The organism is Bacteroides sp. AF20-13LB (assembly GCF_003603065.1).
Taxonomy (GTDB): domain Bacteria; phylum Bacteroidota; class Bacteroidia; order Bacteroidales; family Bacteroidaceae; genus Bacteroides; species Bacteroides uniformis.
In genome coordinates this window covers 46,401-69,676 of the sequence record NZ_QTMH01000016.1, presented here as the reverse complement: position 1 = coordinate 69,676, position 23,276 = coordinate 46,401, and the positions used below count along the sequence as shown (strand labels likewise).

Genomic DNA, 23,276 nt, shown 5'->3' with positions numbered 1-23,276 from the left:
TAGTACAATATTTAGCTACATAAGCCATTAAAACAACATTTTAGTACATTTCAAACTTTTTCTCATTTTCTTATTTACATTTTTATTAATTACTTTGTGGATAAAGAATTGCGAATATACTCAATCAAACAAAATAATACAATCACACAAAGAAAGGCTGTTTCCAAAAGAAAACAGTTCTTTTACATAATTTATAAGTTCTATGTTAGACAGTGGACAAATCATAGCAGATAGATACGAGCTACTCAAACAACTAGGAAGAGGAGGATTTTCTGAAGTTTGGCTGGCACAAGACAAACTTACGGATGTTAAGGTCGCCATAAAAATATATGCTCCGGGGATGGGGCTTGACGATGCGGGGATATCCCTTTTCACACAAGAGTTCTCCCTCGTATTTGATATGAATCATACCAATTTACTGCATCCTACTTATTATGACTGCTGGGAACGGATGCCATACCTGATTTTGCCTTTTTGCAAAAACGGTTCGGCCTTCCAATACCTTACTGACAACAACCGGATAACAGAAACGGAAAGCTGGCATTTGCTCCATGATGTTGCAGAGGGACTGGCTTATCTTCATGCAAAAACTCCCCCGGTTATCCATCAGGATATAAAACCCGATAATATTCTGATTAATGATGAGAATAGGTATATGATTACGGATTTCGGAATCAGCGCACGGATTAGAAGTACATTACGCAGGAACCAAGGCCAAGAATCCAGTGGAGGAACTTTGGCCTATATGGGACCAGAACGTTTTGGTCCATCTCCCGCCCCTATTATGGCTAGTGACATTTGGTCATTGGGAGCAACAATGTATGAGCTTCTAACCGGTATGCCGCCCTATGGCGATCATGGAGGCGTATTGCAAAAAAACGGTGCAGACATTCCACTTATCAACGAAGACTTTTCTCAAGAATTAAAAGATATCATTTACAAGTGCCTTGCCTTAAATCCATGGGACAGACCCACAGCCAGACAAATTGCAGACTACACTTCCCAACATATCAATGGAAGTCCCGTCCCCTTTAGTCTGTCAAACAACAGCCATGATACTTTGCAAGAGGAAGAGGACAAAACCCATGAGGATTCCATTAGCGCACACTCTTCTGACATAAATAAGATGTCACCCTATCAAGACAAAGGGAAACGCAAAAAAGTTATAGTCGTAGCAGCAATCACAGCTATATTCGCAACAATTGTCATCATCTTTTCGCTAATAAGCGGCAAAGAACCAGTAGTGGAATCCATACCGGAACCGACTCCAACGATTGATTACGACCAAATGTGTCTGTCAATCATTCAAGAAGGCGAAAACTCTAAAATACAAGGAGATGTTTTCCGATTTGACATTGACACTTTAAAGCAAAACAATGATTCCGTATTTGAGGATTTTTACATAAATGCCATTGGCAAATACCGCCAAATAAATTACTACAAAGATTCCATCTCCGCGAAAATATACTTAAATGCAACAGAACTGAAACAGCAAGTAGAGGCCATACTGGATTCTGCCTATCATGTTTTTAAAGAAAAGGCAAATATCATGAAAGACCTTGACCAAGCCGTAGCAGCCCAGGCTTTTGAAGACCGTGCAAAAAAAATAGAACCATATATAAACATAGACAACAATGAAAATGAATAAACTTATCAGACTGATTGTTTTAGCGTTCGCTCTCTCTATGCCAATAAGTATATGGGGGCAATGCGCCTCCATCTATCAAAAGGGAGAGACATACATGAAAAGAGGAAGATACAGAGACGCTATTAAAAGTTTTAAAGCAGCCATGAAATGCGACAGCAATCTGGAGCAAGCATGCAAAAATAAAATCAAAGAGTGTGAGGAAAAAATAAATCCCGCTCCCAAGCCAGCGCCTCCTGCCGAAATCACCAGACTTACCATAGACAGAAAAAGCCTGGAATTTGGGTGTGAGACAAAGACTGCAGAAAGTATAAAAATAGAAAGTCTTCCAGAACAATGGACTGCAATATCAGATGCAGACTGGTGTCAAGTGACTCCCGGTGAGAAGAAACTCTCCATAAGCTGCCAGACCAATTGGCTGACTACCGAACGTAAAGCCACCATTACAATCAGTAATGAAAAGATGAAAGCTACGGTCAGTGTTACCCAAGGTGGCCAAGAAGAATTCATTAATATCGCATTAGATAAATTGGAATTCGGCTCCAAAGGAGAAATTAAGGAACTGCAAGTAGACTCCAATGCCGAATGGGAAGTTGCAGATATTCCTGAATGGTGTGAAGCTATAGCAAAAGACCGTGGCAAACTCATTCTAAAAGTGGGAAAAACCAAGAAGGCCAGAGAAGGAACTCTCATAGTTAAAAGCAAAGGAGGAAAAATATCTTCAATTATTCTCTCCCAGAAAAAGGGAGGTCTATTCTAAATTCATGGTAAACCGACAATGGTGAGAAACTCTGATTTATACAAAGTAATTCCATTATTAAAGTAAAATCTTATGAGATGTATGAATTGCGGTTGGGACAACCATTCCAACACAACAGTATGCCTGAAATGCGGGCAACCTTTGCGAATGCCGGAGAATTATGCCAACAGTCAGGACATTTTTATTTCAAAAGAAGGTCATGGAGAAGCTATACCCAAACCGACAGTATTGAATGTCAGCTCTAATGAAGAAAAATGCAGAAAAACTGTGGTGTTTTCCACAACAAATGAAGAAGAGAATCATTCTACTGTTGTACAGCCAATTATAGAATGTCCCAATTGCAATTACCCGGTAGTAGGAGATTTCACAAGTTGCCCCTGCTGCGGAACTCCATTGAAAAGAGCAAACATATCAACAAACAATGAATACAAAACAATAAGAGTAGAAGAGGAAGCACCTTCCGTTTCTGAAGAGAAAATGCTCTGTCATGAATGTGGAAGTAAGATAGCAATAACCTGCTCTTTTTGCCCGAACTGCGGTGTCCGCGTACATCGGCCAACCATACGCCGACAAATAAAGAACATCACAGAGACAGAACCGGAAACCAAACCTCACTGTTCATTAACAATTATACCGGAAGAAGAAGAGAACATTCTTCCGAAAAGATTTGAATATGAAGGGAACTCCATCATCTTGAACCGGGAAAATACAGAAATGTCTAATCGTACAATCACCTCAAAGGAACAAGCTGAAATAGTTTTCGATGATGGTCATTGGTATCTGCTTGACCGAAGTATGCTCCAAACGACCTATATCCAGGTAAACAGAAAAATAGAAATCATACCGGATGATATCATTGTACTAGGCGACCGAAGATTCAAGTTTGAATGTGACTAAATATAACTCTTGTGAATAACCGGACTGTCGACAGATGTGATTATAATGTAGGGGAATATATCAATAACCGTTATAGGGTTTCCCAAACATTAGGCGAAGGTTCATTCGGTAAAGTATATCGGGTTACGGACAGCGCAAGCAAAGATTATGCGCTTAAACTACTGAGATTATGGGAAGTTCCTCCTGAAATACGTAAACCATTAATGGAACGTTTCGAGATGGAATTCAAAACTGGGCAAATTGATTGTGACTATTTAGTGCGTTCATTGGACTACGGTACAGTTGGAGGCAACCCTTATATTGTAATGGAATACTGTTCCGGAGGAGATTTAACACCTTATTTAGGTTCTGGAAGCAGTAAGATTCCTCTAATTTGCCAACAAATTCTAATAGGTTTACATGCTTTGCATACCAGAGGCAAGGTTCACCGTGACCTAAAGCCGGAGAATGTCCTTTTCAAGAGTAACGGAATTGCTGCGTTGACAGATTTCGGTATAGCAGGGGATAGAAACAAACGTATGACTGAACGCAATATTTTTGGTAAACCCAACCAAATCTTCGGGACTTATGCATATATGCCGCCAGAACAAGTGAACCGCATGCGAGGTGAGGCCACTGTCCTACCCACTACGGACATTTTTTCTTTTGGAGTATTAGCCTTTCAATTATTAACTGGCAGTTTGCCCTTTGGCGAATTGAGCAGTCATAATGAATTGGCACTATACCAGAAACGTGGGAAAAATGGAGATTGGAACCGGCAGAAATTGACACAGTTGAAACATAGAGAGCAGTGGCAGCAACTCTTTGCAGGATGTCTTAATCCAGATTTCAAAAAACGTTTCCAGTCTGTGCAAGAGGTATTGGAACACCTGCCAGCAATAAGCCAAGTCCCTATGGAAAGAGGATATTGTCCACCACAAACAGTCAATGGTTTCTGTATACGTATTATGCAAGGTGAAGAGTACGGAAAAATATATCAATTAAGTGAACTTATAAAATATGGCAATAGAATCCTTACTATCGGGAGAGAACGCGACAATCTGCTACATATAACAGAACAGCAAAGTGCCTATATATCACGCCATCATTGCACAATAGAAACAAATCCCGCCACTGATAAATGGATTATTCGGGACGGGCAATGGCAGAAGGAGTTAAAGTTGTGGCAGGAGTCCAGTAATGGGACTTATGTCAATTCCACCCAAGTCACCAAACAAGGGCATATACTGAAAATTGGAGATATCATCTCCATTGGGGATGTAAAAATGAGATTTGAAAACTATTAATTATATATCAAGTAGTATGGATACACAAAATTACAAACGTACCTTAGCCGGCTCAGTAGGGGCTGGTATGGGGGCATTAATGGGTGCTTCCGGTAGAACTTACTTTATTTTGGAGCACAAGACCTCTTCAAAGTATCATCAAGCGGGAGAATCCCAAAAAATCATTGTCGACCAAGTAGAATTAGGTAGAGACGCTTCCTGCCAAGTACGCTTTGATGAAAGTTTCGAAACAGTTAGCCGCAAACATGCTGCAATTGTACGCGACGGTGAAAACTGGAAACTTATCCACCTTTCACACTCCAATCCGACATTGGTCAACGGACATCCTATAAATGGGTCCTACTATTTACAAACAGGAGATGAAATACAATTATCCGTTGGCGGACCACGCTTGGGATTCATTGTTCCACAAGGTCGCCAAGCATTAACTTCCAGCATTGGATTGACTGAGAGAATGAGCCTTTTCCGCAAACAAGCCTTACGCCCCTACAAGACCGCATTAACAATCATGGGAATTGTTTTCGTACTGGCGGTGGCAGGATTGGCTGCCTGGAACTACAGTTTAGGTGTAAAAAATGATTTGTTGGCACAGAAGACAGAAGAACAAGAACTTCAACTGAAAGGATACCAAAACCAATTGGATTCACTGGGGACCGAAAGAGCATCTCTAGAAGCACAGCAACGGGAGTTAGAGACCAAATTACGAAACAGTGACGGTAATGCAGAGGCCTTAAAAACACAGTTGGACAACGTTAATAGTCAATTAAAGAATGTCAATGCAAGTTTCTATAAGGTCAAATCAGACTTGGACAATCTCTCAAACAGCATAAGCACTAAAAGCATTGAGAATTCAAGCAATGCCATTAACGCAAATATACAAGAAGGCACCAGACTCTCCAAAGACCAATATTATGAAGACCCTGATATAGCAGATGAACAAGACAGTAATGCTTCAGGAGATTTGAAAGATTATTATGATTATATCTATACAATTAAAGTCGACCGTATTGAAATCGAATATAATGGAACAAAGTTTGATCCGGGCATACAAGTTTCAGATATAATCTGCGGAACTGGCTTCATGCTATCAAACGGAATGTTTGTAACAGACAGGCAGAATGTCGAGCCATGGATATACTCCAACACAGAGTGGAAAGACCCATGGCGTAAACTATTGGCTGTATACAAAGGAGCAGGATGTAATATCATTATCCATTACCGTGCATACAGTACCAAAGGAACTGGAAAGCCTCTGACATTTACCAGTAGCGATTTTGCCAAAGACGGACGAAATGATGTACAAGTGACCGAAATAGAAGTAGATAAATCCATCAGGGTACAACTAAGGGAACATGGGATAAAATTGACCTATACACGTAGGAAATATATCAGTGTCAGCATTGTTACCCCTGCTGCCAACAGTTGGGCATACATTAGAGGAAAAGGCGTTTATGGTGAGGGATTGCCTTACGACATTACCGCCGCAGACAACATGAGTGGAGGTACAGAAGTTCAAATGGTGGGCTATGCAGGTTATGCTGATATTCATAATCTTACTCCGGCTCATTTCAATGACCATACCAATATAGCCGACACAAAATATGAGACTACCATATTACAGAATCGTGTGGCAGAGCCCGGTTATTATGGTTCTCCAGCATTCCTTCTAGAAAATGGTTCTTACAAAGTAGTGGGTTTCATGGTAGGAAGCATAGAGGGTAAGGATCGTTTAGTACCTATCAGAAATTTAATACATTAAAATTAAACATGTCCGAGATAAGCATTAAATTAGCGGCAGGTACCAATGTTGGTTTAGTCAGGAAAAACAACGAAGACAATTTTGTTGTCAATCGTGATTTATGCCAATCAGAGTGGATTATCCCCCAATCGATAGAACCCATTTCTTTAGGACGGTATGGCAGCATATTGGTAGTGGCCGACGGAATGGGCGGCACCAATGCCGGAGAAGTTGCTTCTGCCATAGCCATTGAGACGGTGCAAAATGCATTCACCCCCGAGAATTTAGGAGATATCGTTACGCAGGAAGGCATTGTTACCTCAGAAGAAGCCGTTGAAGAATTTCTGAGCAGAACTGTCAAAACCGCTGATTTAAATATTGTCAATGCAAGTAAAGAAGATAGTAGTACCCAGGGAATGGGTACTACTATTGTCATTGCTTGGATATTGAACGATAAAGCCTATATCTCTTGGTGTGGCGACAGTCGTTGTTATGTATTCAATGGCAATTCTGGTTTTTGCCGTTTATCTAAAGACCATTCCTATGTACAAGATTTAGTAGATCAGGGAAAACTAGATCCTGAAAATGCGTTTGACCATCCTTACAGTAATATCATTACCCGCTGTTTGGGAGACCCGACCAATCGTTCCAATCCCGATTTCCGTTCCTATAATTTAAAGGATGGCGATACTCTCCTACTGTGTAGTGATGGGTTATGTGGTTTATGCCACGACGAAGAGATAATGCAAATTATAGAAGAGAACCAGGATGATTTAATGACATGCAAGGATAGGTTGATAGAAGCTGCTCTTGAAGCAGGTGGATATGACAATATTACGATTGTGTTATGCCACATCATGCTACAGGATACCGAGCCCAAAGTAAAGTTGAATAATACAGTGTTCAGCAAACCCAACCACCACAAAATCCGGAAAATTCTTCTGTTACTCCTGGTACTGGCTTTAGCGGCAGGCTTCTATTTATATAGAAATCCACAGCAATATGCAAAATGGAAAACGATACTATATCAGGCAGATACGGTTCTAGTTACAGAGACAGACACTACTAACACTACCCTAACAGATTGATTACTATTGTGAAACTATGCAACTGAAAAATGGTGATATATTTGCTGAACACTATCAGCTGAAGAAACTATTAGGAGTCGGAAGCTTTGGTGAAGTCTGGCTTGCCCGAAATATATTAGCAGATGTAGACGTTGCCATAAAGTTGTACGGACTGTTGGATGACAACGGCATAAAAGATTTCCGGGAAGAATTCAAACTTGCCTACAAATTACACCATCCCAATCTACTGCACCTTAATCATTTTGATGTTTTTGGACAGTGCCCTTTTTTGGTAATGCCTTACTGTCCCAAAGGGTCCTCAGCGAGCTTGAAAGGCAAAATGTCTGAAAAGCAAATCTGGCGCTTCATACGCGATGTATCATGCGGATTGATGTTTCTTCATAATCAGAATCCTCCTATCATTCATCAAGATATAAAACCCGATAATATTTTGATAGGGGATGATGACAAATTCATCATCTCAGATTTTGGCATCAGCCGTAAACTGGAGCATACTTTTCGTAAAAGTATCAACAAAGTAGAAAGTTCCGGAACACTTGCCTATATGGGACCAGAACGTTTTGCAGAGAAACCACTGATTGTGGCTACCAGCGATATATGGTCTTTAGGGATGAGTGTTTATGAATTATCCACTGGTCTTGTATTATGGGAAGGTATGGGAGGTTGTGTCCAACTGAATGGTGCACATATTCCAGCATTAGATGAGAAATATTCTTCCCAATTGTCCCAGTTTGTTCACGCATGCCTTGCCCTCAACACTTGGGACCGCCCCACAGCCCAACAAGCCTATGAGTTTGCTTGCTCCATACTAAAACAAACAAAGACAGACTCTCCTTCAGTACAGCTGAAGCCTATTGCTCCACTTTTTCCTAAAACAACATCACCACGCCTTAAAGAAAAGTTCTGTCCTTCGAACATGCATAAACGCATAGCAGGATGGACCGGCCTTGGTATAGTATTGATTCTATTGCTTGTCAAAGGAGGTTCCATATACTTTAGACACCTTGAAGAAGAGCGCAAGTACGCTGCATGCCGTACAGAAGAAGACTACAGAGATTTTCTAAAAGAATACCCCTCCTCATCTCATGCAAACTTTATAAAACAATTTTTGGGAAACAAGGTAAATCCAATCTCCCCAATAAATAGAGAAGAAAACATCGTTATGGACTCGGTAAAAACGGATACTGCAAAACTTGAACAGTTCCAAGAGGAACCTAAAAAACAGATTGTCCACCCACATCCACAACCTTCTTCACAGCCAGTTCTTCCCATTACTGATATAAGAGAAGTCAGAAGAGAAAATGAAGAACGCCTCTTCTATAGTTGCCAGTCGGTAGCAGATTACGAAGAATATTTGCGAAAATATCCCAAAGGCAGGTTTGTACACAAAGCCAAAAGAGCAATCCAGCAAATAGAATCAGAAATGATGCAGTCCAATCCTTCCACTCAAGAAATACACATAAGGAAAAATACAAGAGTCAATGTCAGACTATAAATAATGAATAGGGCATTCCAATGTTTGAACTGCCCTATTCACTATTCAAATACTTGATTTTATTTAATCGTCACCATCGTCGCCCCAAATCCGTACTCCTGGAACGAAGCATCCTGATGGCGGCAGTCAGGATATTTACGTTTCAGCTCGTCCAGCAAGGCTTTACGCAGCACTCCATCTCCCTTGCCGTGAATAAAGACGATGCGTTGTTCGCGCTTTTTCTTGTATTGTTCCATCACTTCACGAAACTTATCCAGCTGGTAATTCAATATTTCGCTGTTGCTCATGCCGCAGGTGTCATCCAGCAACTCGCCAATATGCAGGTCAATTTCGACAATCCCATTCTTGCCACCACGCTTGATGACCGTCTGCGGTTTGGACGGAGTATCTGCCGTTTTTTTCTGTATCAAAGCCTCCTTCAGTTCCTCTGCCGAAACATACACCTGCTTGGCAGGCTGGTCATTCCGGACAATATCATACACCAAGGCCGGTGTTTCAAAGAAAACCGTCTGCTGGAATGTATGCAGTTTATAGAACTTTACCATATCTATGCGGACTTCCACACTGACAGCCGGTTTCATTGTGAACGCACGGTTATCTTTGAATGCCACCAGCTGTACCATCACACGTTCACGGTCGTTCAACTCGGACTTTTCGAACTCCTCCAGCAGAAGTTTCGTATTCGGCTCTATCAAACCATGCGAACGGGCTGTCCAGGACTTTCCTTCGGCACTCGAATAGGTGTAATACATATAATAATTACTGTCGTTCACCAAATATGCCTCGAAAGGTGTAGTGCTGACAGCCTTGATATCCTCCGGAACAAAAGCCAGAAAAACATTCAGGATATCTCCACCTTTCATCTCGGGCTGACGATAAACAGATATCTGCGGTTTCTCCAAACGGACCGATTGAGACTCTGAAACCTGAGACTCCATAGCAGACGGCCTTGCCGCAGTAGCGGCCGTGCGCAATTGTTGCTCTTCTTCCCGCTTCTTCTTGGCAGCCGCTTTGGCTGCCGGAGTGGGGATATTATAATCATCGGTCTCTATCACCACACATTCGTTTATGGGCATCGGTATGTCAAAACCGTCGGCATCTTCCACCAACACGATGTTTTTCCCTTGAAATCCTGTCACAACACCGCCCCCAACTTCGCTGAGGAAACGAACTTTATCTCCTATCTTCATAGTAACTTATCTTTTAGTTTGTCTTTTCCTACTTTCTTCCTGCAAAGTTAGGAATTATTTCCCTTATTCTTCAAATCTTCCCAAATATCCGTACCTTTGCAGCCGATATAATAAAGAGAAAGCCATCATGAAAGAAGACCCCAGACATATCAGAATCAGCGAATTCAACTACCCGTTGCCGGACGAACGCATTGCAAAGTTCCCATTGTCCGTACGTGACCAGTCCAAACTGTTATTGTATCGCCACGGAGAAGTTTCAGAAGACAGATTCACTTCACTGCCGGAGTATCTGCCATCGGGAAGCCTGATGATATTCAACAATACCAAAGTCATCCAAGCACGCCTGCATTTCCGGAAAGAAACGGGAGCACTGATTGAAGTATTCTGCCTGGAACCCATACAGCCGAACGACTACGCCCTCAACTTCCAGCAAACCGAGCATGCCGCCTGGCTCTGCATGGTCGGCAACCTGAAAAAATGGAAGGAAGGCATGCTGAGACGTGAGATGACCGTGAAAGGCAAGTCACTCACCCTGACCGCCGAACGGGGTGAATGCCACGGAACCAGCCATTGGATAAACTTCCGCTGGAATAATCCGGAAGTGACTTTTGCCGACATTCTCGAGGTCTTCGGTGAATTGCCCATCCCCCCCTACTTGAACCGGGAGACCCAGGAAAGTGACAAGGAGACTTACCAGACTGTCTACTCCAAAATCAAAGGTTCGGTGGCTGCCCCTACAGCGGGACTGCATTTCACCCCACGCGTATTGGACGCATTGCGCAATAAAGGAGTAGAATTGGAAGAGCTGACACTCCATGTGGGAGCCGGAACCTTCAAACCGGTGAAAAGTGAAGAAATAGAAGGGCACGAAATGCATACGGAATACATCTCTGTCTCGCGCAACACATTGGAAAAACTCATAGTACACGGCGGCAAGGCAGTGGCCGTAGGAACAACTTCAGTGCGCACATTGGAAAGCCTTTATCACATCGGAGTCACTTTACTGAATAATCCAGAAGCCACAGAGGAAGACTTGCACGTCCACCAATGGCAACCTTATGAAATGTCTGCCAAGGCCACCGCCACCTCTGCAGTAGAAGCCCTGCAAGCCATTGTTGCCTATCTGGACAGACATAGCATGGAGGCTCTGCATACCAGCACTCAAATCATTATCGCTCCGGGATATGAATACAAAATCGTGAAGGCTATGGTGACTAATTTCCACCAACCGCAAAGTACCTTGCTGCTGCTCGTATCAGCTTTCGTACACGGTGATTGGCCGAAGATTTACAACTATGCACTGGCACATGATTTCCGCTTCCTGAGCTATGGAGATTCATCATTATTAATACCCTAAGCACAATGAACCACGATAACAATCAAGAGATGTTCCCCCTTGTCGACGAACAAGGCAACATCACAGGTGCCGCCACCCGTGGCGAATGCCATAACGGTAGCAAACTGCTTCATCCGGTAATCCATCTTCATGTATTCAATTCCAAAGGTGAGTTGTATCTACAGAAACGTCCCGAATGGAAAGACATACAACCGGGGAAGTGGGACACCTCCGTAGGCGGACACGTCGATTTAGGTGAAAGTGTAGAGATGGCGCTGAAACGCGAGGTACGCGAAGAACTCGGCATTACCGACTTTATTCCCGAAACCGTCATGCATTACGTCTTCGAGTCTGCCCGCGAAAAGGAACTGGTCTTCGTACACAAAACTGTCTACGACGGTGAAATACATCCCAGTGACGAGCTGGACGGAGGACGTTTTTGGAGCCCCGATGAAATCAAGGCAAATATCGGCAAAGGTGTATTCACCCCGAATTTTGAAGGAGAGATAGGAAAGGTCATCAACTTGTAGTGGAAGCTGCTTTCTATCAGTTCGCAAAATATTCCTTCATCTTTCTCCTGACCCGTGGAGCAAGTAACAGCAGTGACGTCATCGTAGGCAATGCCATCAAGGCAAAAGCCAAATCCATGATGGCAACCACTGCTCCCAACGGAATCATGGCAGCCACAACAATCATCACCAAATAGAAGTAGTTATAATACTTGGCATTCTCCGCACCAAACAAGAAGTTAGTGCACTTCAGTCCATAATACGAATAAGAGAACATGGTAGAAAAGGCAAAGAAAAAGACCATCACCATCAACAGATAATGCCCATAGCCGGGAAGGAGCTGCTCAAAAGAATTCAAAGCAATATAAAGGCCTTTTATGCCTCCTTCCGACGCATAGTTTCCAGCTATAAGAATAGGGAAGGCCGTCAATGTACAAACAAGCCCCGAGTCGATGGCCGGTCCAATCATGGCTACCAGCCCCTCACGAATGGGATTGTCATTACGGGAGGCGCCATGCATCATAGAGGCCGTACCTACGCCTGCTTCATTGACGTAGGCAGCACGGCGGGCACCAGTCAGTGCAGTTCCCAAAATTCCACCGATACCGGCTTCCAGGCTGAAGGCAGACTGGAAAATGGAAGCCAACACTCCCGGCAACTTATCAAAATTCAAACAAAGAATAACGAAGACAAGCAGCATATAGCAAGTAACCATCACCGGCACTATTTTAGCCGAGATAACCGAAATGCGCCGGATGCCACCGATAATGACCGCCCCTACCACCAGGCTGATGACAATACCCATCACAAAACGCAGACCGAGTGTATTCTCTATTCCTGCCGGAGTAGTAAATACCGTAGTGACAGACTCGACCAACTGATTGGCTTGCATTACACACAACGTACCTATCAACCCCACCACCGCAAAGAAATAAGCAAACGGTTCCCAGCGTTCGCCCAACCCATGAAGAATGATATACATCGTCCCCCCTTGCGGTTCTCCGGCAGAATCGTGTCCTTTGTACATAATGGCAAGAGCCCCTTCAAAGAATTTGGTGGACATACCCACAACGGCACTTACCCACATCCAGAAAATGGCTCCGGGACCTCCTACTGTAATAGCGATAGCCACCCCCGCAATATTCCCCATACCCACTGTTGACGCTATGGCGCTCATCAAGGCCTGGAAAGAACTGATTTGTCCTTCGCCCGCCACTTCCGATTTATAGCGCAAGGCCTTTATCGAATATCCGATGCGGCAGAGGGACACAGCTCCGGAATAAAAGAACAAGAAAAGTCCTCCCCCTATCAGAAGGATAAATAAGGGATACCCGCAGACAAAGTCACTGACAGTGGTTATTGCTGAGCCTATAGAATCTAAAATGCCATTCATAGTAGTAGTTTGATGGAGGAGTTCATGGGAAGGTTTAAAAAAAGTCCCACTTCTCTTTCACGGGAAAGTGGGACATTCATTATAACATTTCGTTCGGCCTTATTTAGCCAGGTCTTCAATCACCTTCATAATCTGCTGGCCGATTTCCTCGGCAGCCTCCGGTGTGGCAGCCTCACTATAGACACGGATAATCGGTTCCGTATTGCTCTTACGCAGATGAACCCATTTGTCGGGGAAGTCAATCTTCACACCGTCTATATCATTGATTTCTTCATTCTTATACAGCTCCTTCACCTTGGCAAGAATAGCATCTACATCTGTTTCAGGAGTCAAGTCTACACGATTCTTTGCCATGAAGTATGCAGGATAGGATGCACGGAGTTCGCTCACCTTCTTACCTTCGTGTGCCAGATGGCTCAAGAACAAGGCAATACCTACCAAGGCATCACGTCCATAGTGGCTGGCCGGATAGATTACCCCACCGTTTCCTTCGCCACCGATAACGGCACCTACTTCCTTCATTTTGGTAGTTACATTCACTTCACCTACGGCAGAAGCGTAATATTCTTGCCCATACTTGCGAGTTACATCGCGCAAGGCACGGGTCGAACTCAAATTGGATACCGTATTGCCCGGAGTATGTTTCAATACGTAGTCGGCAACAGTAACCAGTGTATATTCTTCACCGTACATCTTGCCGTCTTCGCAAATCATTGCCAGGCGGTCTACATCAGGGTCTACAACAAATGCAACATCTGCCTTCCCCCCTTTCATCAGATTCATGATGTCACCCAAGTTCTTTTCCAGAGGCTCGGGATTATGCTGGAAGTTACCGGTCGGTTCGCAATAGAGCTTCTCTACGTGCTGAACGCCAAGTTGTTCAAGTAGTTGCGGCAGAATAATACCACCTACAGAGTTTACACAATCGATGGCTACACGGAAGTTTGCCTTTCGGATAGCTTCCACATCTACGAGGTCAAGTGCCAATACGCTGTCGATGTGTTTCTGGTTGTAGCTTAAATCCTGACGGTACGAGCCAAGTTGGTCCACTTCGGCATAGTCGAACTCTTCGGCAGCTGCAATGCGGAGTACTTCCTTACCTTCGGCAGCGTTCAGAAATTCGCCCTTTTCATTCAGCAGTTTCAACGCATTCCACTGCTTGGGATTATGCGAGGCAGTCAGGATAATACCTCCACTGGCACCTTCCATGGTTACAGCCAGCTCGGTAGTCGGAGTAGAAGCCAAATCAATGTCCACTACATCCCAGCCCATACCCATCAAGGTACCGACTACTACGTTCTTGACCATCTCGCCAGAGATGCGGGCATCACGCCCTACCACGATTTTGTTACTTTTTACAGTACACGTCTTACGAATCAGGGTAGCATAAGCTGAAGTGAACTTCACAATGTCGAGCGGATTCAATCCCTCGCCAGCACCACCGCCAATTGTTCCGCGGATTCCAGAAATAGATTTGATTAGAGTCATAGGTTAATGATTTAAAATTTATCGGTTAGTTCCAAATTTGGAGTTTATGTAAATCGTAATAATAAGGATGAACGTCCCGCATAGCATCCGACTGTCCCATCTTGGAAGGAACAATCAGCTTCACATGTGCTCCGTTACGAATATAATTCAACGCAACCAGCCAGCCAGCAGGTACAGACGAACCATGATATATAAGCATATAGCCTTGAGTGAAAAGTCCGGCAATAGACGAAGAAGTAACAGAATATCTAAACTCATCCACAACAGTCGGACTATTCATATTGGTTATATACGATTTCACCCCTCCAACAGCTATCAACCCTTGTTCTTCAAAGCGCACCAAAATCAAATCATTCGGTTTAACTGTATCTGCAGGATTCGTCGAACCTTTATCCACAATCTGCATATACACCCCGCTTGCCAGCTGCACATACTCATTCCTGCTTACATCCGTTGTCGAATCTTGCGCATAGAATTCACTTTGAGAAATAACGACAATGCTACTGTCTTTGATAAATGCTTTGATGGCATCTTTTTCTTCCTCAAGCATTTCGGCATAAGTTTTAGAATTATCGCATGCCTGGAAGGCTAAACAAACTGCAAGTAAGGCAAAAAAGAATAAAGTAAGTTTCTTCATTTCTGTTATTTAGTAATTTCGTACAAAAGTATCTGATTTCCTTGAAAGTTGAAAGCTGCGGATAGAAAGTTCGTAACTTTTAACCTTTACAACTGAACTTTTTTTATCCTTTGGCATTCAGCAGCGGTTTGTATTTCTCCAAAGCCTGCTCAAAGACCTTGCGGGCCTCATCCATCGTTCCATAAAATTCACCGCCGGAAGCATTCAAATGACCGCCGCCGCCAAAGAACTCGGCAGCCAGCTGATTGCAGGGGAATGTACCGACCGAACGTAAAGAAATCTTTATCATCGGCTTCTCCGTATCTTCACGCAGGAAGCAAGAGAAAATCACCCCTTTGATGCTTAAAGGAATGTTCACAAACCCCTCACTATCTCCACGCACATAGTCGAACTGGCTTTGTTCGGCTTTAGTCAGAGAAATTAAGGCTGCATGATAGTCCGGATAGACCTTCATTTGTGACAAGACATATCCCATTAGGCGCAAACGGCTTTCTGAATAAGTATTGAACACCTTGCGGTAAATCTCGTCCTTGTCAATACCTTTCGACAACAGTTCGCTGATGATGAAATAGATTTCCCGGTTATTGGAATTATAGGTGAACCCGCCGGTATCCGTCATCATACCCGTATAGATGCACTCCGCTCCTTCCCTTGAAATGTCACTGAAATAGCCCATACGGCAAATCAGGCGGAAAACCAGTTCCGAAGTGGAAGATATCTCCGGATGGGAAATGATAATCTTGCAGAAATCCTCCGGATGGAGATGATGGTCTATCAGTATTTTTCTTGCCGGGGATGCAAGAACAGCGTCACCCATGGCATCTATACGATGGATAGCATTAAAGTCCAGACAACAAATGACATCTGCCTCGGCAATCAGCTTGTCGGCAAACTCCTTGTAGCGGTCGTACAGAAGGACGTCCTTGCTCCCGGGCATCCATTTCAAGAAGTCGGGAAAGGCGTTCGGCACAATAACATTCGCCGTCTTTCCCTGCGAGCTGAAGAAGTGCCACAAGCCCAGAGAAGAGCCGATGGCGTCCCCGTCGGGACCCACATGTGAAACGATTACTATCTTGTCTGCACGGTCAAACCATTTGGTGAAATGGTCTATCTTGGATTGTTCTATTACTTTGGTCAACATATTTTTATTTACTATTTGACGATTGACTATTTACTATTTGGCGTTTATAACAAATTGAAGGGGCAAAAGTACGAAAAGTTTGTGATTTATAACAATATGCGGTAAGAACCTTTTTGAGAAAGAAGAAGATAGGGAATACCTAAGCGAACGCAATCATTGGCAATCTTATTCTGATAATAGTCTGAAAGAGAAGCGTCAAGCACCACCATGCCCATGGAAAAGAGCGAAGTAAGTTCCTCTATCCCACCTTGATACCCCTTGGAGACATACAAATAATCAACTGAAAGGGGATGGGAAGAGTTCTTGTTTCTCCAACGGTTGTCGGAAAGAAGACAGATGCGCTTACCGGCGTAAGAGACAATCTGGTTACGCATGGATAAGCCGGAAGTGGTATAATCTCCGGCAACCAATCGGGGAGTCTCCAGACGCAGGCGGTTCCAATGCGGAGAAAGGGCACGGCACAGACGCGGCATATCCGGCAAGCTATCGGCACATGCCAACCAAGAATGACGGTTGTCTGCCATACAATGGACAACGGGACAACCTCTCACGCTATAAAAAGCAATCCCCTGCCGGGGAGCATTGGACATGATGGAAAGGGAATGCCAGGAAATCACTGCCAACAATGCCAGCAACGCAAAGCAGACTCTACGTACCGTAAGGCGTAGAAAGCCATAATATGCCATCCCCAAGAACAGATAGACGAGCAAAACACCCCATATATCCAGCCAAATATCATCAACAGCAGCGCCGGGAAGATGCTCTATCCAGCGGAGCACTTCATTCTGGACATGTACCAATGCCTCTACTACCCTTGCAAACAGATGTTGTACAAAAGGCAGCGGCGTAAGCATCAACAGAAAGACAGCCGAATACAGAACGAGCGACACCATGGGAATTACCCAAAGATTAGTCAACAGAAAATGAGTGGAAAAACGGGAGAAATAGAAAATGACCAAAGGGGCCGTACCCAGCTGAGCCGCCATGGACACTGTCATAAGTCCCCACAAATATCGCAGGAAACGATTGTCAACCTTCCAAAGGGCATATAACTTAGGCTGTACAAGTACAATAGCTGCAACCGCCGAGAATGACAACTGAAAACCGACATCAAACAACCAGACCGGCTTGCACAGCAGCATCAGGAAAGCAGTTGCCGCCAGCGTATTCAGGGTCAGCGGCTTTTCCGGCTGCAAACCGGCAAACGCCAACAAAGAGAACATGATGACCGACCGCACCACCGAGGAAGACAATCCCGTGAAAAAAGCAAAACTCACCAAGAAAAGGACCAGAAGCAAAAGCAACAAAGGTTTCAACCGCCGCCATCGCCTCCACAAAGGACGAAGCACAAACAAGAGCAAAGCATACAGAAACCCTATATGCAATCCCGAAAGTGCCAGTACATGGCTGGCTCCCGAGACGGAGTAGGTCTCCACAATATCATCGCTCAGTTCCTCTTTATCCCCCACTGTCAACGCAGCAAGTACCGCCAATTCATCAGTTTCAAAACCCAAACTCCGGTATAAGCCAACCACTTTCTCCCTATAATCCAGTGCCACCTGGCTGACAGTGCGAGAGGCATCATGCCCCGTCTTCCGCCAATGTCCGTCAGCCATGTAAGCCGTGCCGCTATAGCCTTTCCGCCTCAGGTAGCGGGCATAGTCAAACTCGTCGGGATTACCATTGTTCGCCGGAGGAGCAAGCCGGGTAGATACCAGCAACTCATCACCACGGCACAAAGTGACCGTAGCAGAATCTTTCGGAAAATAAGCCAGAAAAAGATGATTCCGGGGGCAACCCGTAACTGTATCCTTCTCTACCTCTCCCAGCAGGGCAACCCTGCACAATATGCTGCGCTCCCTCTCTTCTGGATGCTCACGGATACAAACCCTATAAACAGCAGTTTTGCCCGAAAAGGGAAATGCCGTCTTTCCCTGCTGCCAACTCATCAAGCAGAACCCCGTACCACCCAAGAAAAGGTATACCGCCGCTCCATACACCCATCCGGTATGCTTGTATCTACCTATAATAAAAAGAAAAAGCAGAAAACCTGCCACATACTCCCATGCAGAAAGCACGTGTGGAAACACATCTCCACACAAAATACCAACTACCAACGGCATCAACAGTCGAAGGAAAGGATGCCGTTGCCAGCTGTCGATTATCAATCCAGAAGACGGATTACAGATTCCTTAATGCACGGATAGCTTCCTTCGGATCGGGAGCCGAGAAAACGGCATTGCCTGCCACCAGTACATCTGCTCCAGCTTCTACCAGACGCGCACCGGTATCCAAGTTTACGCCACCGTCCACTTCTATCAAGGCCTGCGAACCGGTAACCGTAATCAATTCACGCAACTCGCGCACTTTATCAAGAGAATGCTCTATGAACTTTTGTCCGCCGAAGCCAGGATTTACGCTCATTATCAGCACCATGTATACATCATTAATAATATCCTTCAACAAGGATACGGGAGTTGCCGGATTAATTGTTACCGCCGGCTGCATCCCTGCTTCGCGGATTTGCTGCACCACACGGTGCAGATGCGGACAAGCCTCGTAATGCACATTCATGACATGTGCCCCCAGAGCCTTCACCTCCGGAATAAACTTCTCCGGCTGTACAATCATCAGATGCACATCCAAAGGTTTCTGCGACAGTTTTGCCACATACTTCAGTACCGGGAATCCGAAAGAAATATTGGGGACAAACACACCGTCCATGATGTCGATATGTACCCACTCAGCCTCACTTTCGTTAATCATTTCAATGTCTCGTGCCAGATAACCAAAATCGGCAGAGAGAATAGAAGGGGATATGATTGGTTTCATAATGTTATGTTCTAAAGTTTACGAACTTTGTTATGTACAAATATAGAGAAAAGATTTAATTCAGCCTAACATTGGAAATCAAAACTCTCACTGCAAACTTACTGCATACCTTTTGCAGCGTCACTGCAAACGTGTTGCAGTAGCACTGCAAAGCAGTTGCAGTCACACTGCATATTAGTTGCAGCAACACTGCAAAGCGGTTTGCAGTGACGCTGCAAAACGAGTGCAGTAGTTTTGCAGTAGGAAGTCATTGAATGACAATCAGTTATTTCATCACGTATCCTTCCGTCAACCGGAAGCCGCGCAACAGTTCATCCGTTTTCAGTTTCTTCTTGCCCGGAAGCTGGAGGGAGCAGATGCCGACAAAGCCATCTTCGGCAGCAACGCGGATATAGGTCTTCCCGTCTGTCTGCAAGGTTCCGGGAACCAGTTGATGGGATTCCCCTATTTTCTCCGTCTCGAAGATTTTTACCACAACAGATTCTCCACCGGGTTGGACCAGCTCCGTCCAAGCGGCAGGATAGGGAGAAAGGCCGCGTACAAAATCGTAAATACGCTTCACCGGGCGGTTCCAGTCAATACGACAAGTATCTTTGAAGATTTTCGGTGCCGGACGCAGTTCACCCACGACGGCCATTTCTTCTTGAGGAATACTTTTCACTGTACCGGCAAGAATGGCATCTACGGTTTCTACCACCAGGCGACCGCCCAACAGCATCAGTTTGTCGTGGACGATACCCACGTTGTCCGTATCGGCAATGGGTACCCGTACCTGCTGGATAACCTCACCGGTGTCAATCTCATGTTTCAGGAAGAAAGTGGTGATGCCCGTTTCCGTATCACCATTAATCACCGCCCAGTTGATGGGGGCTGCGCCGCGATACTGCGGAAGCAGGGAAGCATGCAGGTTGAAGGTGCCCAATCGCGGCATGTTCCATACCACCTCCGGCAACATGCGGAAGGCAACGACTATCTGCAAATCGGCCTTCCATGCACGCAACGCCTCCACAAAAGCCTCATCCTTCAGCTTCTCCGGCTGAAGAAGCGGAAGATTATGTTCCAGTGCATACTGCTTCACCGGAGAGAATTGGAGCTTATGTCCCCGTCCGGCAGGCTTGTCGGGCATCGTAATGACACCCACCACATTGTAACCTCCTTCTACCAGACAACGAAGAGCCTCCACCGCAAAGTCGGGAGTACCCATATATACAATCCTCAAATTCTTCTTTTCCACCATTTCATTTACAATTTACCATTTACAATGTACCATTTGCGAGGCAACTCATTTGCCCATTTACAATTTACCATTTACAATGTACGAAGCATCTTCTTTGCGATTTACAATGCCCCATCACCCCGAACGGCAAATAGTAACTTGTAAATAGTAAAATAGTAAATACCAAAAAGTCCTCAGTCTTCTGAAAAATGTACCAATACTTCACGGTACGAGTTGAATATCTTCGACTTGGACACGAAGCCCAAGTATTTGTTTTCCGCATCCACCACCGGCAGATTCCACGCCTTCGTATCATCAAAGGTGCGCATCACCTGCTCCATACTGTCCGTATCATACAGACGTGCCGGAGCCGAAGTCATCAGTTTTCCCACCGTGAAGCGATGATATAACTCCTGGCGGAACATAATGTTCCGGATATCGTCCAACAAGACAATGCCAATCAACACCCCTTCCTTATCCGTCACGGGAAAAACATTGCGATGCGAGGCGGAAATAGCCTTTACCAGTTCACCCAAATCCATTTCGGGATGCACGGTCACAAAATCCTTTTCCACCACATTCTCCATTTTCATCAGGGTAAGGATAGCCTTGTCCTTATGGTGCGTCAACAGTTCTCCTTTCTTGGCCAAACGCATGGAATAGATACTATGAGGCTCGAACATGATGATGGTAAGATAGGAACTGACGGAAACAATCATCAGTGGCAGAAACAGGTCGTATCCTCCCGTAAGCTCGGCTATGAGGAACACGCCGGTCAGCGGAGCGTGCATGACCCCACTCATGACCCCCGCCATTCCCATCAAGGCAAAGTTCTTCTCGGGCAGATAAGCCGTCATCTCTATTTCATTGCTGAAATGTGAAAAGACAAAACCGGCAATACAACCCAGATACAACGAAGGTGCGAAGATACCGCCGCAACCGCCACCGCCATTCGTGGCACTCGAAGCAAAGACCTTAAACAGAATAATCAGTATGAGGTATATCAGCAACAGGTTGCCGTGCCCGTAGAAGAAGGAATTATTCATCACCGTGTCCCATTCGGCATTGCTCATCCCATTCAGCAACAACTCTATCGTATCGTAACCTTCGCCATACAACGGAGGAAAAAGGAATATCAAGATACTCAGCATGGCACCACCCATTATCAGCTTCTTATATGGAGTTCTCAACCTTCCGAACACGCCTTCCACAGAGTTCATGGCCCGGGTAAAATAAAGGGAAACCAATCCACAGAAGATACCCAGCATAATGACATACGGAATACGCTCCAATTCGAAAGCTTGGTCCAGATGGAATTTGAACATGGCATCCGTACCCGTCACGATATAGGAAACAGTTGCAGCCGTCACCGCAGATATCAGCAACGGCAACAAGGAGGACATTGTCAAATCTATCATCAGTACCTCCAGCGTAAATACCAGACCGGCAATCGGCGCCTTGAAAATGCCTGCAACCGCACCGGCAGCACCACATCCCACCAATAGCATCAGCGTACGATGCTCCATCTTGAAGATGGTTCCCAGATTGGAACCGATAGCCGAACCCGTCAGCACAATAGGCGCCTCCGCCCCGACCGAACCACCGAAACCGATGGTAATGGAACTGGCTATGATGGACGACCAAGTGTTATGCCGTTTGATGCGTCCCTGCCGCCGCGAGATGGCGTATAGGATTTTGGTAACACCATGACTGATGTCGTCCTTCACCACGTAGCGGACAAACAATCCGGTCAGGAAGATACCCACTACCGGATAGACCAGATAAAGGTAGTTGGCTTCCGTCGCATTGAAATTATCCGTCAGGAAGTTCTGTATCCAGTGTATGATGACTTTCAGTATCAGTGCGGCAAATGCCGTAAAGATACCTACAAGAAAACTGAGAATCAGTATGAACCGCTTTTCCTTGATATTCTTTTCGCGCCATATGATGAAGCGCTGCAACAAACTCCTCTTGTCCTCTGCCATTTTTCCTTTTATTCGCGAATAATCTTAATGACTCCTCCCTTGCCCAACTTGATGATACTGGACGGTTTCGGGCGTCCCGTTTCCTCCTGGCGGTATCCTACTATATAATCCACCGCAGACTTGATGTCTTCACTTATTTCACTGAAGTTACCGGGAGACGGTTGCCCGCTGACATTGGCAGAAGTAGAGACTATCGCCTTGCGGAACTGCTGACAAAGCCGTTTTGAAAATGCCTCACTGGTGACACGGATACCTACACTACCATCTTCGGCAAGCAAGTTAGGAGCCAGATTACGCGCTCCGGAATAAATTATGGTAAGGGGCTTGTCAGCCAGTTCTATCAAATCCCAGGCAACCTCCGGAACATCCTGCACATAGAAATCCACCTTTACCGGAGAATCTACCAATACCAGCATCGCCTTACTGTCAGAGCGTTGCTTGATTTCATATACACGGCGCACCGCTTCTTCATTGGTAGCGTCACAACCTATACCCCAAATCGTATCTGTCGGATACAGAATTACCCCACCTTCGCTCATTACCTGGCAGGCTTTTTTGATGTCTTCTATCATTTCTTGATATATAAGTTCACGGATTAACACGCAAAAATAGTATTTTTGCAGCGATTATAAACAAAGTT

At 44.9% G+C, this 23,276-nt stretch carries 19 protein-coding genes; 9 read left to right on the top strand and 10 right to left on the bottom strand.

All coding sequences use genetic code 11. The features are described from left to right. Positions 1-202: 202 nt before the first annotated feature. From DWX62_RS18080 to DWX62_RS18050, 7 genes are all read left to right on the top strand, one after another. The gene (locus tag DWX62_RS18080) at positions 203-1,648 is read left to right on the top strand and encodes a serine/threonine-protein kinase (protein ID WP_005830096.1); all 1,446 of its coding nucleotides are present in this window, start codon (positions 203-205) and stop codon (positions 1,646-1,648) included. Continuing rightward, positions 1,635-2,405 (top strand): BACON domain-containing carbohydrate-binding protein, encoded by a 771-nt coding sequence (locus tag DWX62_RS18075; protein ID WP_005830094.1) that lies wholly within the window; start codon positions 1,635-1,637, stop codon positions 2,403-2,405. The genes DWX62_RS18080 and DWX62_RS18075 overlap by 14 nt, the downstream gene beginning before the upstream one ends. A gap of 72 nt (positions 2,406-2,477) precedes the next feature. Next, entirely contained in the window at positions 2,478-3,302 is an 825-nt protein-coding gene (locus DWX62_RS18070; protein WP_034525861.1) for a zinc ribbon domain-containing protein, read from the top strand. Between the two features lie 11 nt (positions 3,303-3,313). Beyond that, positions 3,314-4,588: an FHA domain-containing serine/threonine-protein kinase gene (locus tag DWX62_RS18065; RefSeq protein WP_005830090.1), complete on the top strand. Its 1,275-nt coding sequence runs from the start codon at positions 3,314-3,316 to the stop codon at positions 4,586-4,588. Positions 4,589-4,604: 16 nt separating this feature from the next. Then, on the top strand, positions 4,605-6,347 hold the full coding sequence (locus DWX62_RS18060; RefSeq protein ID WP_005830088.1) for an FHA domain-containing protein: 1,743 nt from the start codon (positions 4,605-4,607) through the stop codon (positions 6,345-6,347). An 8-nt stretch (positions 6,348-6,355) separates the two neighbouring features. After that, the gene (locus DWX62_RS18055; RefSeq protein WP_005830086.1) at positions 6,356-7,414 is read left to right on the top strand and encodes a protein phosphatase 2C domain-containing protein; all 1,059 of its coding nucleotides are present in this window, start codon (positions 6,356-6,358) and stop codon (positions 7,412-7,414) included. Between the two features lie 16 nt (positions 7,415-7,430). After that, on the top strand, positions 7,431-8,909 hold the full coding sequence (locus DWX62_RS18050) for a serine/threonine-protein kinase (protein WP_005833302.1): 1,479 nt from the start codon (positions 7,431-7,433) through the stop codon (positions 8,907-8,909). A gap of 59 nt (positions 8,910-8,968) precedes the next feature. On the opposite strand, the gene DWX62_RS18045 is transcribed toward DWX62_RS18050, so the two are convergent. Then, on the bottom strand, positions 8,969-10,099 hold the full coding sequence (locus tag DWX62_RS18045; RefSeq protein ID WP_005833304.1) for a DUF2027 domain-containing protein: 1,131 nt from the start codon (positions 10,097-10,099) through the stop codon (positions 8,969-8,971). 127 nt (positions 10,100-10,226) lie between these two features. Between DWX62_RS18045 and DWX62_RS18040 the strand changes: the two genes are divergently transcribed. Continuing rightward, positions 10,227-11,456 (top strand): S-adenosylmethionine:tRNA ribosyltransferase-isomerase, encoded by a 1,230-nt coding sequence (locus tag DWX62_RS18040; RefSeq protein WP_005833306.1) that lies wholly within the window; start codon positions 10,227-10,229, stop codon positions 11,454-11,456. Between the two features lie 5 nt (positions 11,457-11,461). Next, positions 11,462-11,965, top strand: coding sequence for an NUDIX domain-containing protein (locus DWX62_RS18035; RefSeq protein ID WP_005830075.1), 504 nt, complete (start codon positions 11,462-11,464; stop codon positions 11,963-11,965). Between the two features lie 16 nt (positions 11,966-11,981). Here the strand turns inward: DWX62_RS18035 and DWX62_RS18030 are convergent, their stop codons facing one another. The 9 genes from DWX62_RS18030 to DWX62_RS17990 form a co-directional block, all read right to left on the bottom strand. After that, positions 11,982-13,337, bottom strand: a complete 1,356-nt coding sequence (locus DWX62_RS18030; protein WP_120173054.1) for an alanine/glycine:cation symporter family protein — start codon at positions 13,335-13,337, stop codon at positions 11,982-11,984. A 99-nt stretch (positions 13,338-13,436) separates the two neighbouring features. Further along, on the bottom strand, positions 13,437-14,825 hold the full coding sequence (gene glmM / locus DWX62_RS18025; RefSeq protein WP_035450077.1) for a phosphoglucosamine mutase: 1,389 nt from the start codon (positions 14,823-14,825) through the stop codon (positions 13,437-13,439). A 25-nt stretch (positions 14,826-14,850) separates the two neighbouring features. Further along, a complete protein-coding gene (locus DWX62_RS18020) occupies positions 14,851-15,462 on the bottom strand; it encodes a DUF4827 domain-containing protein (RefSeq protein ID WP_005830068.1) in 612 nt (203 codons plus the stop codon). 103 nt (positions 15,463-15,565) lie between these two features. Then, positions 15,566-16,603, bottom strand: a complete 1,038-nt coding sequence (locus DWX62_RS18015) for a bifunctional oligoribonuclease/PAP phosphatase NrnA (protein WP_005830066.1) — start codon at positions 16,601-16,603, stop codon at positions 15,566-15,568. A gap of 86 nt (positions 16,604-16,689) precedes the next feature. Then, the gene (locus DWX62_RS18010; protein ID WP_120173053.1) at positions 16,690-18,726 is read right to left on the bottom strand and encodes a ComEC/Rec2 family competence protein; all 2,037 of its coding nucleotides are present in this window, start codon (positions 18,724-18,726) and stop codon (positions 16,690-16,692) included. Between the two features lie 58 nt (positions 18,727-18,784). Further along, on the bottom strand, positions 18,785-19,435 hold the full coding sequence (rpe, locus tag DWX62_RS18005; protein WP_044467757.1) for a ribulose-phosphate 3-epimerase: 651 nt from the start codon (positions 19,433-19,435) through the stop codon (positions 18,785-18,787). Positions 19,436-19,700: 265 nt separating this feature from the next. Next, positions 19,701-20,672 (bottom strand): methionyl-tRNA formyltransferase, encoded by a 972-nt coding sequence (fmt, locus tag DWX62_RS18000; RefSeq protein ID WP_005833316.1) that lies wholly within the window; start codon positions 20,670-20,672, stop codon positions 19,701-19,703. A gap of 173 nt (positions 20,673-20,845) precedes the next feature. Beyond that, positions 20,846-22,636 carry a chloride channel protein gene (locus tag DWX62_RS17995; RefSeq protein ID WP_016273078.1) on the bottom strand — a complete coding sequence of 597 codons (1,791 nt, stop codon included), beginning with the start codon at positions 22,634-22,636 and terminating at the stop codon, positions 20,846-20,848. A gap of 8 nt (positions 22,637-22,644) precedes the next feature. Then, entirely contained in the window at positions 22,645-23,208 is a 564-nt protein-coding gene (locus tag DWX62_RS17990; RefSeq protein WP_005830050.1) for an L-threonylcarbamoyladenylate synthase, read from the bottom strand. Positions 23,209-23,276: the final 68 nt, after the last annotated feature.

Coding starts and splice junctions, on each gene's coding strand:
- DWX62_RS18070 (WP_034525861.1), top strand. CDS start 2,478: ATGAGATGTATGAATTGCGGTTGGGACAACCATTCCAACACAACAGTA.
- DWX62_RS18045 (WP_005833304.1), bottom strand. CDS start 10,099: ATGAAGATAGGAGATAAAGTTCGTTTCCTCAGCGAAGTTGGGGGCGGT.
- rpe (WP_044467757.1), bottom strand. CDS start 19,435: ATGAAACCAATCATATCCCCTTCTATTCTCTCTGCCGATTTTGGTTAT.
- fmt (WP_005833316.1), bottom strand. CDS start 20,672: ATGGTGGAAAAGAAGAATTTGAGGATTGTATATATGGGTACTCCCGAC.
- DWX62_RS18075 (WP_005830094.1), top strand. CDS start 1,635: ATGAAAATGAATAAACTTATCAGACTGATTGTTTTAGCGTTCGCTCTC.
- DWX62_RS18080 (WP_005830096.1), top strand. CDS start 203: ATGTTAGACAGTGGACAAATCATAGCAGATAGATACGAGCTACTCAAA.
- DWX62_RS18015 (WP_005830066.1), bottom strand. CDS start 16,603: ATGTTGACCAAAGTAATAGAACAATCCAAGATAGACCATTTCACCAAA.
- DWX62_RS18060 (WP_005830088.1), top strand. CDS start 4,605: ATGGATACACAAAATTACAAACGTACCTTAGCCGGCTCAGTAGGGGCT.
- DWX62_RS18020 (WP_005830068.1), bottom strand. CDS start 15,462: ATGAAGAAACTTACTTTATTCTTTTTTGCCTTACTTGCAGTTTGTTTA.
- glmM (WP_035450077.1), bottom strand. CDS start 14,825: ATGACTCTAATCAAATCTATTTCTGGAATCCGCGGAACAATTGGCGGT.
- DWX62_RS17990 (WP_005830050.1), bottom strand. CDS start 23,208: ATGATAGAAGACATCAAAAAAGCCTGCCAGGTAATGAGCGAAGGTGGG.
- DWX62_RS18040 (WP_005833306.1), top strand. CDS start 10,227: ATGAAAGAAGACCCCAGACATATCAGAATCAGCGAATTCAACTACCCG.
- DWX62_RS18050 (WP_005833302.1), top strand. CDS start 7,431: ATGCAACTGAAAAATGGTGATATATTTGCTGAACACTATCAGCTGAAG.
- DWX62_RS18035 (WP_005830075.1), top strand. CDS start 11,462: ATGAACCACGATAACAATCAAGAGATGTTCCCCCTTGTCGACGAACAA.
- DWX62_RS18010 (WP_120173053.1), bottom strand. CDS start 18,726: ATGCCGTTGGTAGTTGGTATTTTGTGTGGAGATGTGTTTCCACACGTG.
- DWX62_RS17995 (WP_016273078.1), bottom strand. CDS start 22,636: ATGGCAGAGGACAAGAGGAGTTTGTTGCAGCGCTTCATCATATGGCGC.
- DWX62_RS18030 (WP_120173054.1), bottom strand. CDS start 13,337: ATGAATGGCATTTTAGATTCTATAGGCTCAGCAATAACCACTGTCAGT.
- DWX62_RS18055 (WP_005830086.1), top strand. CDS start 6,356: ATGTCCGAGATAAGCATTAAATTAGCGGCAGGTACCAATGTTGGTTTA.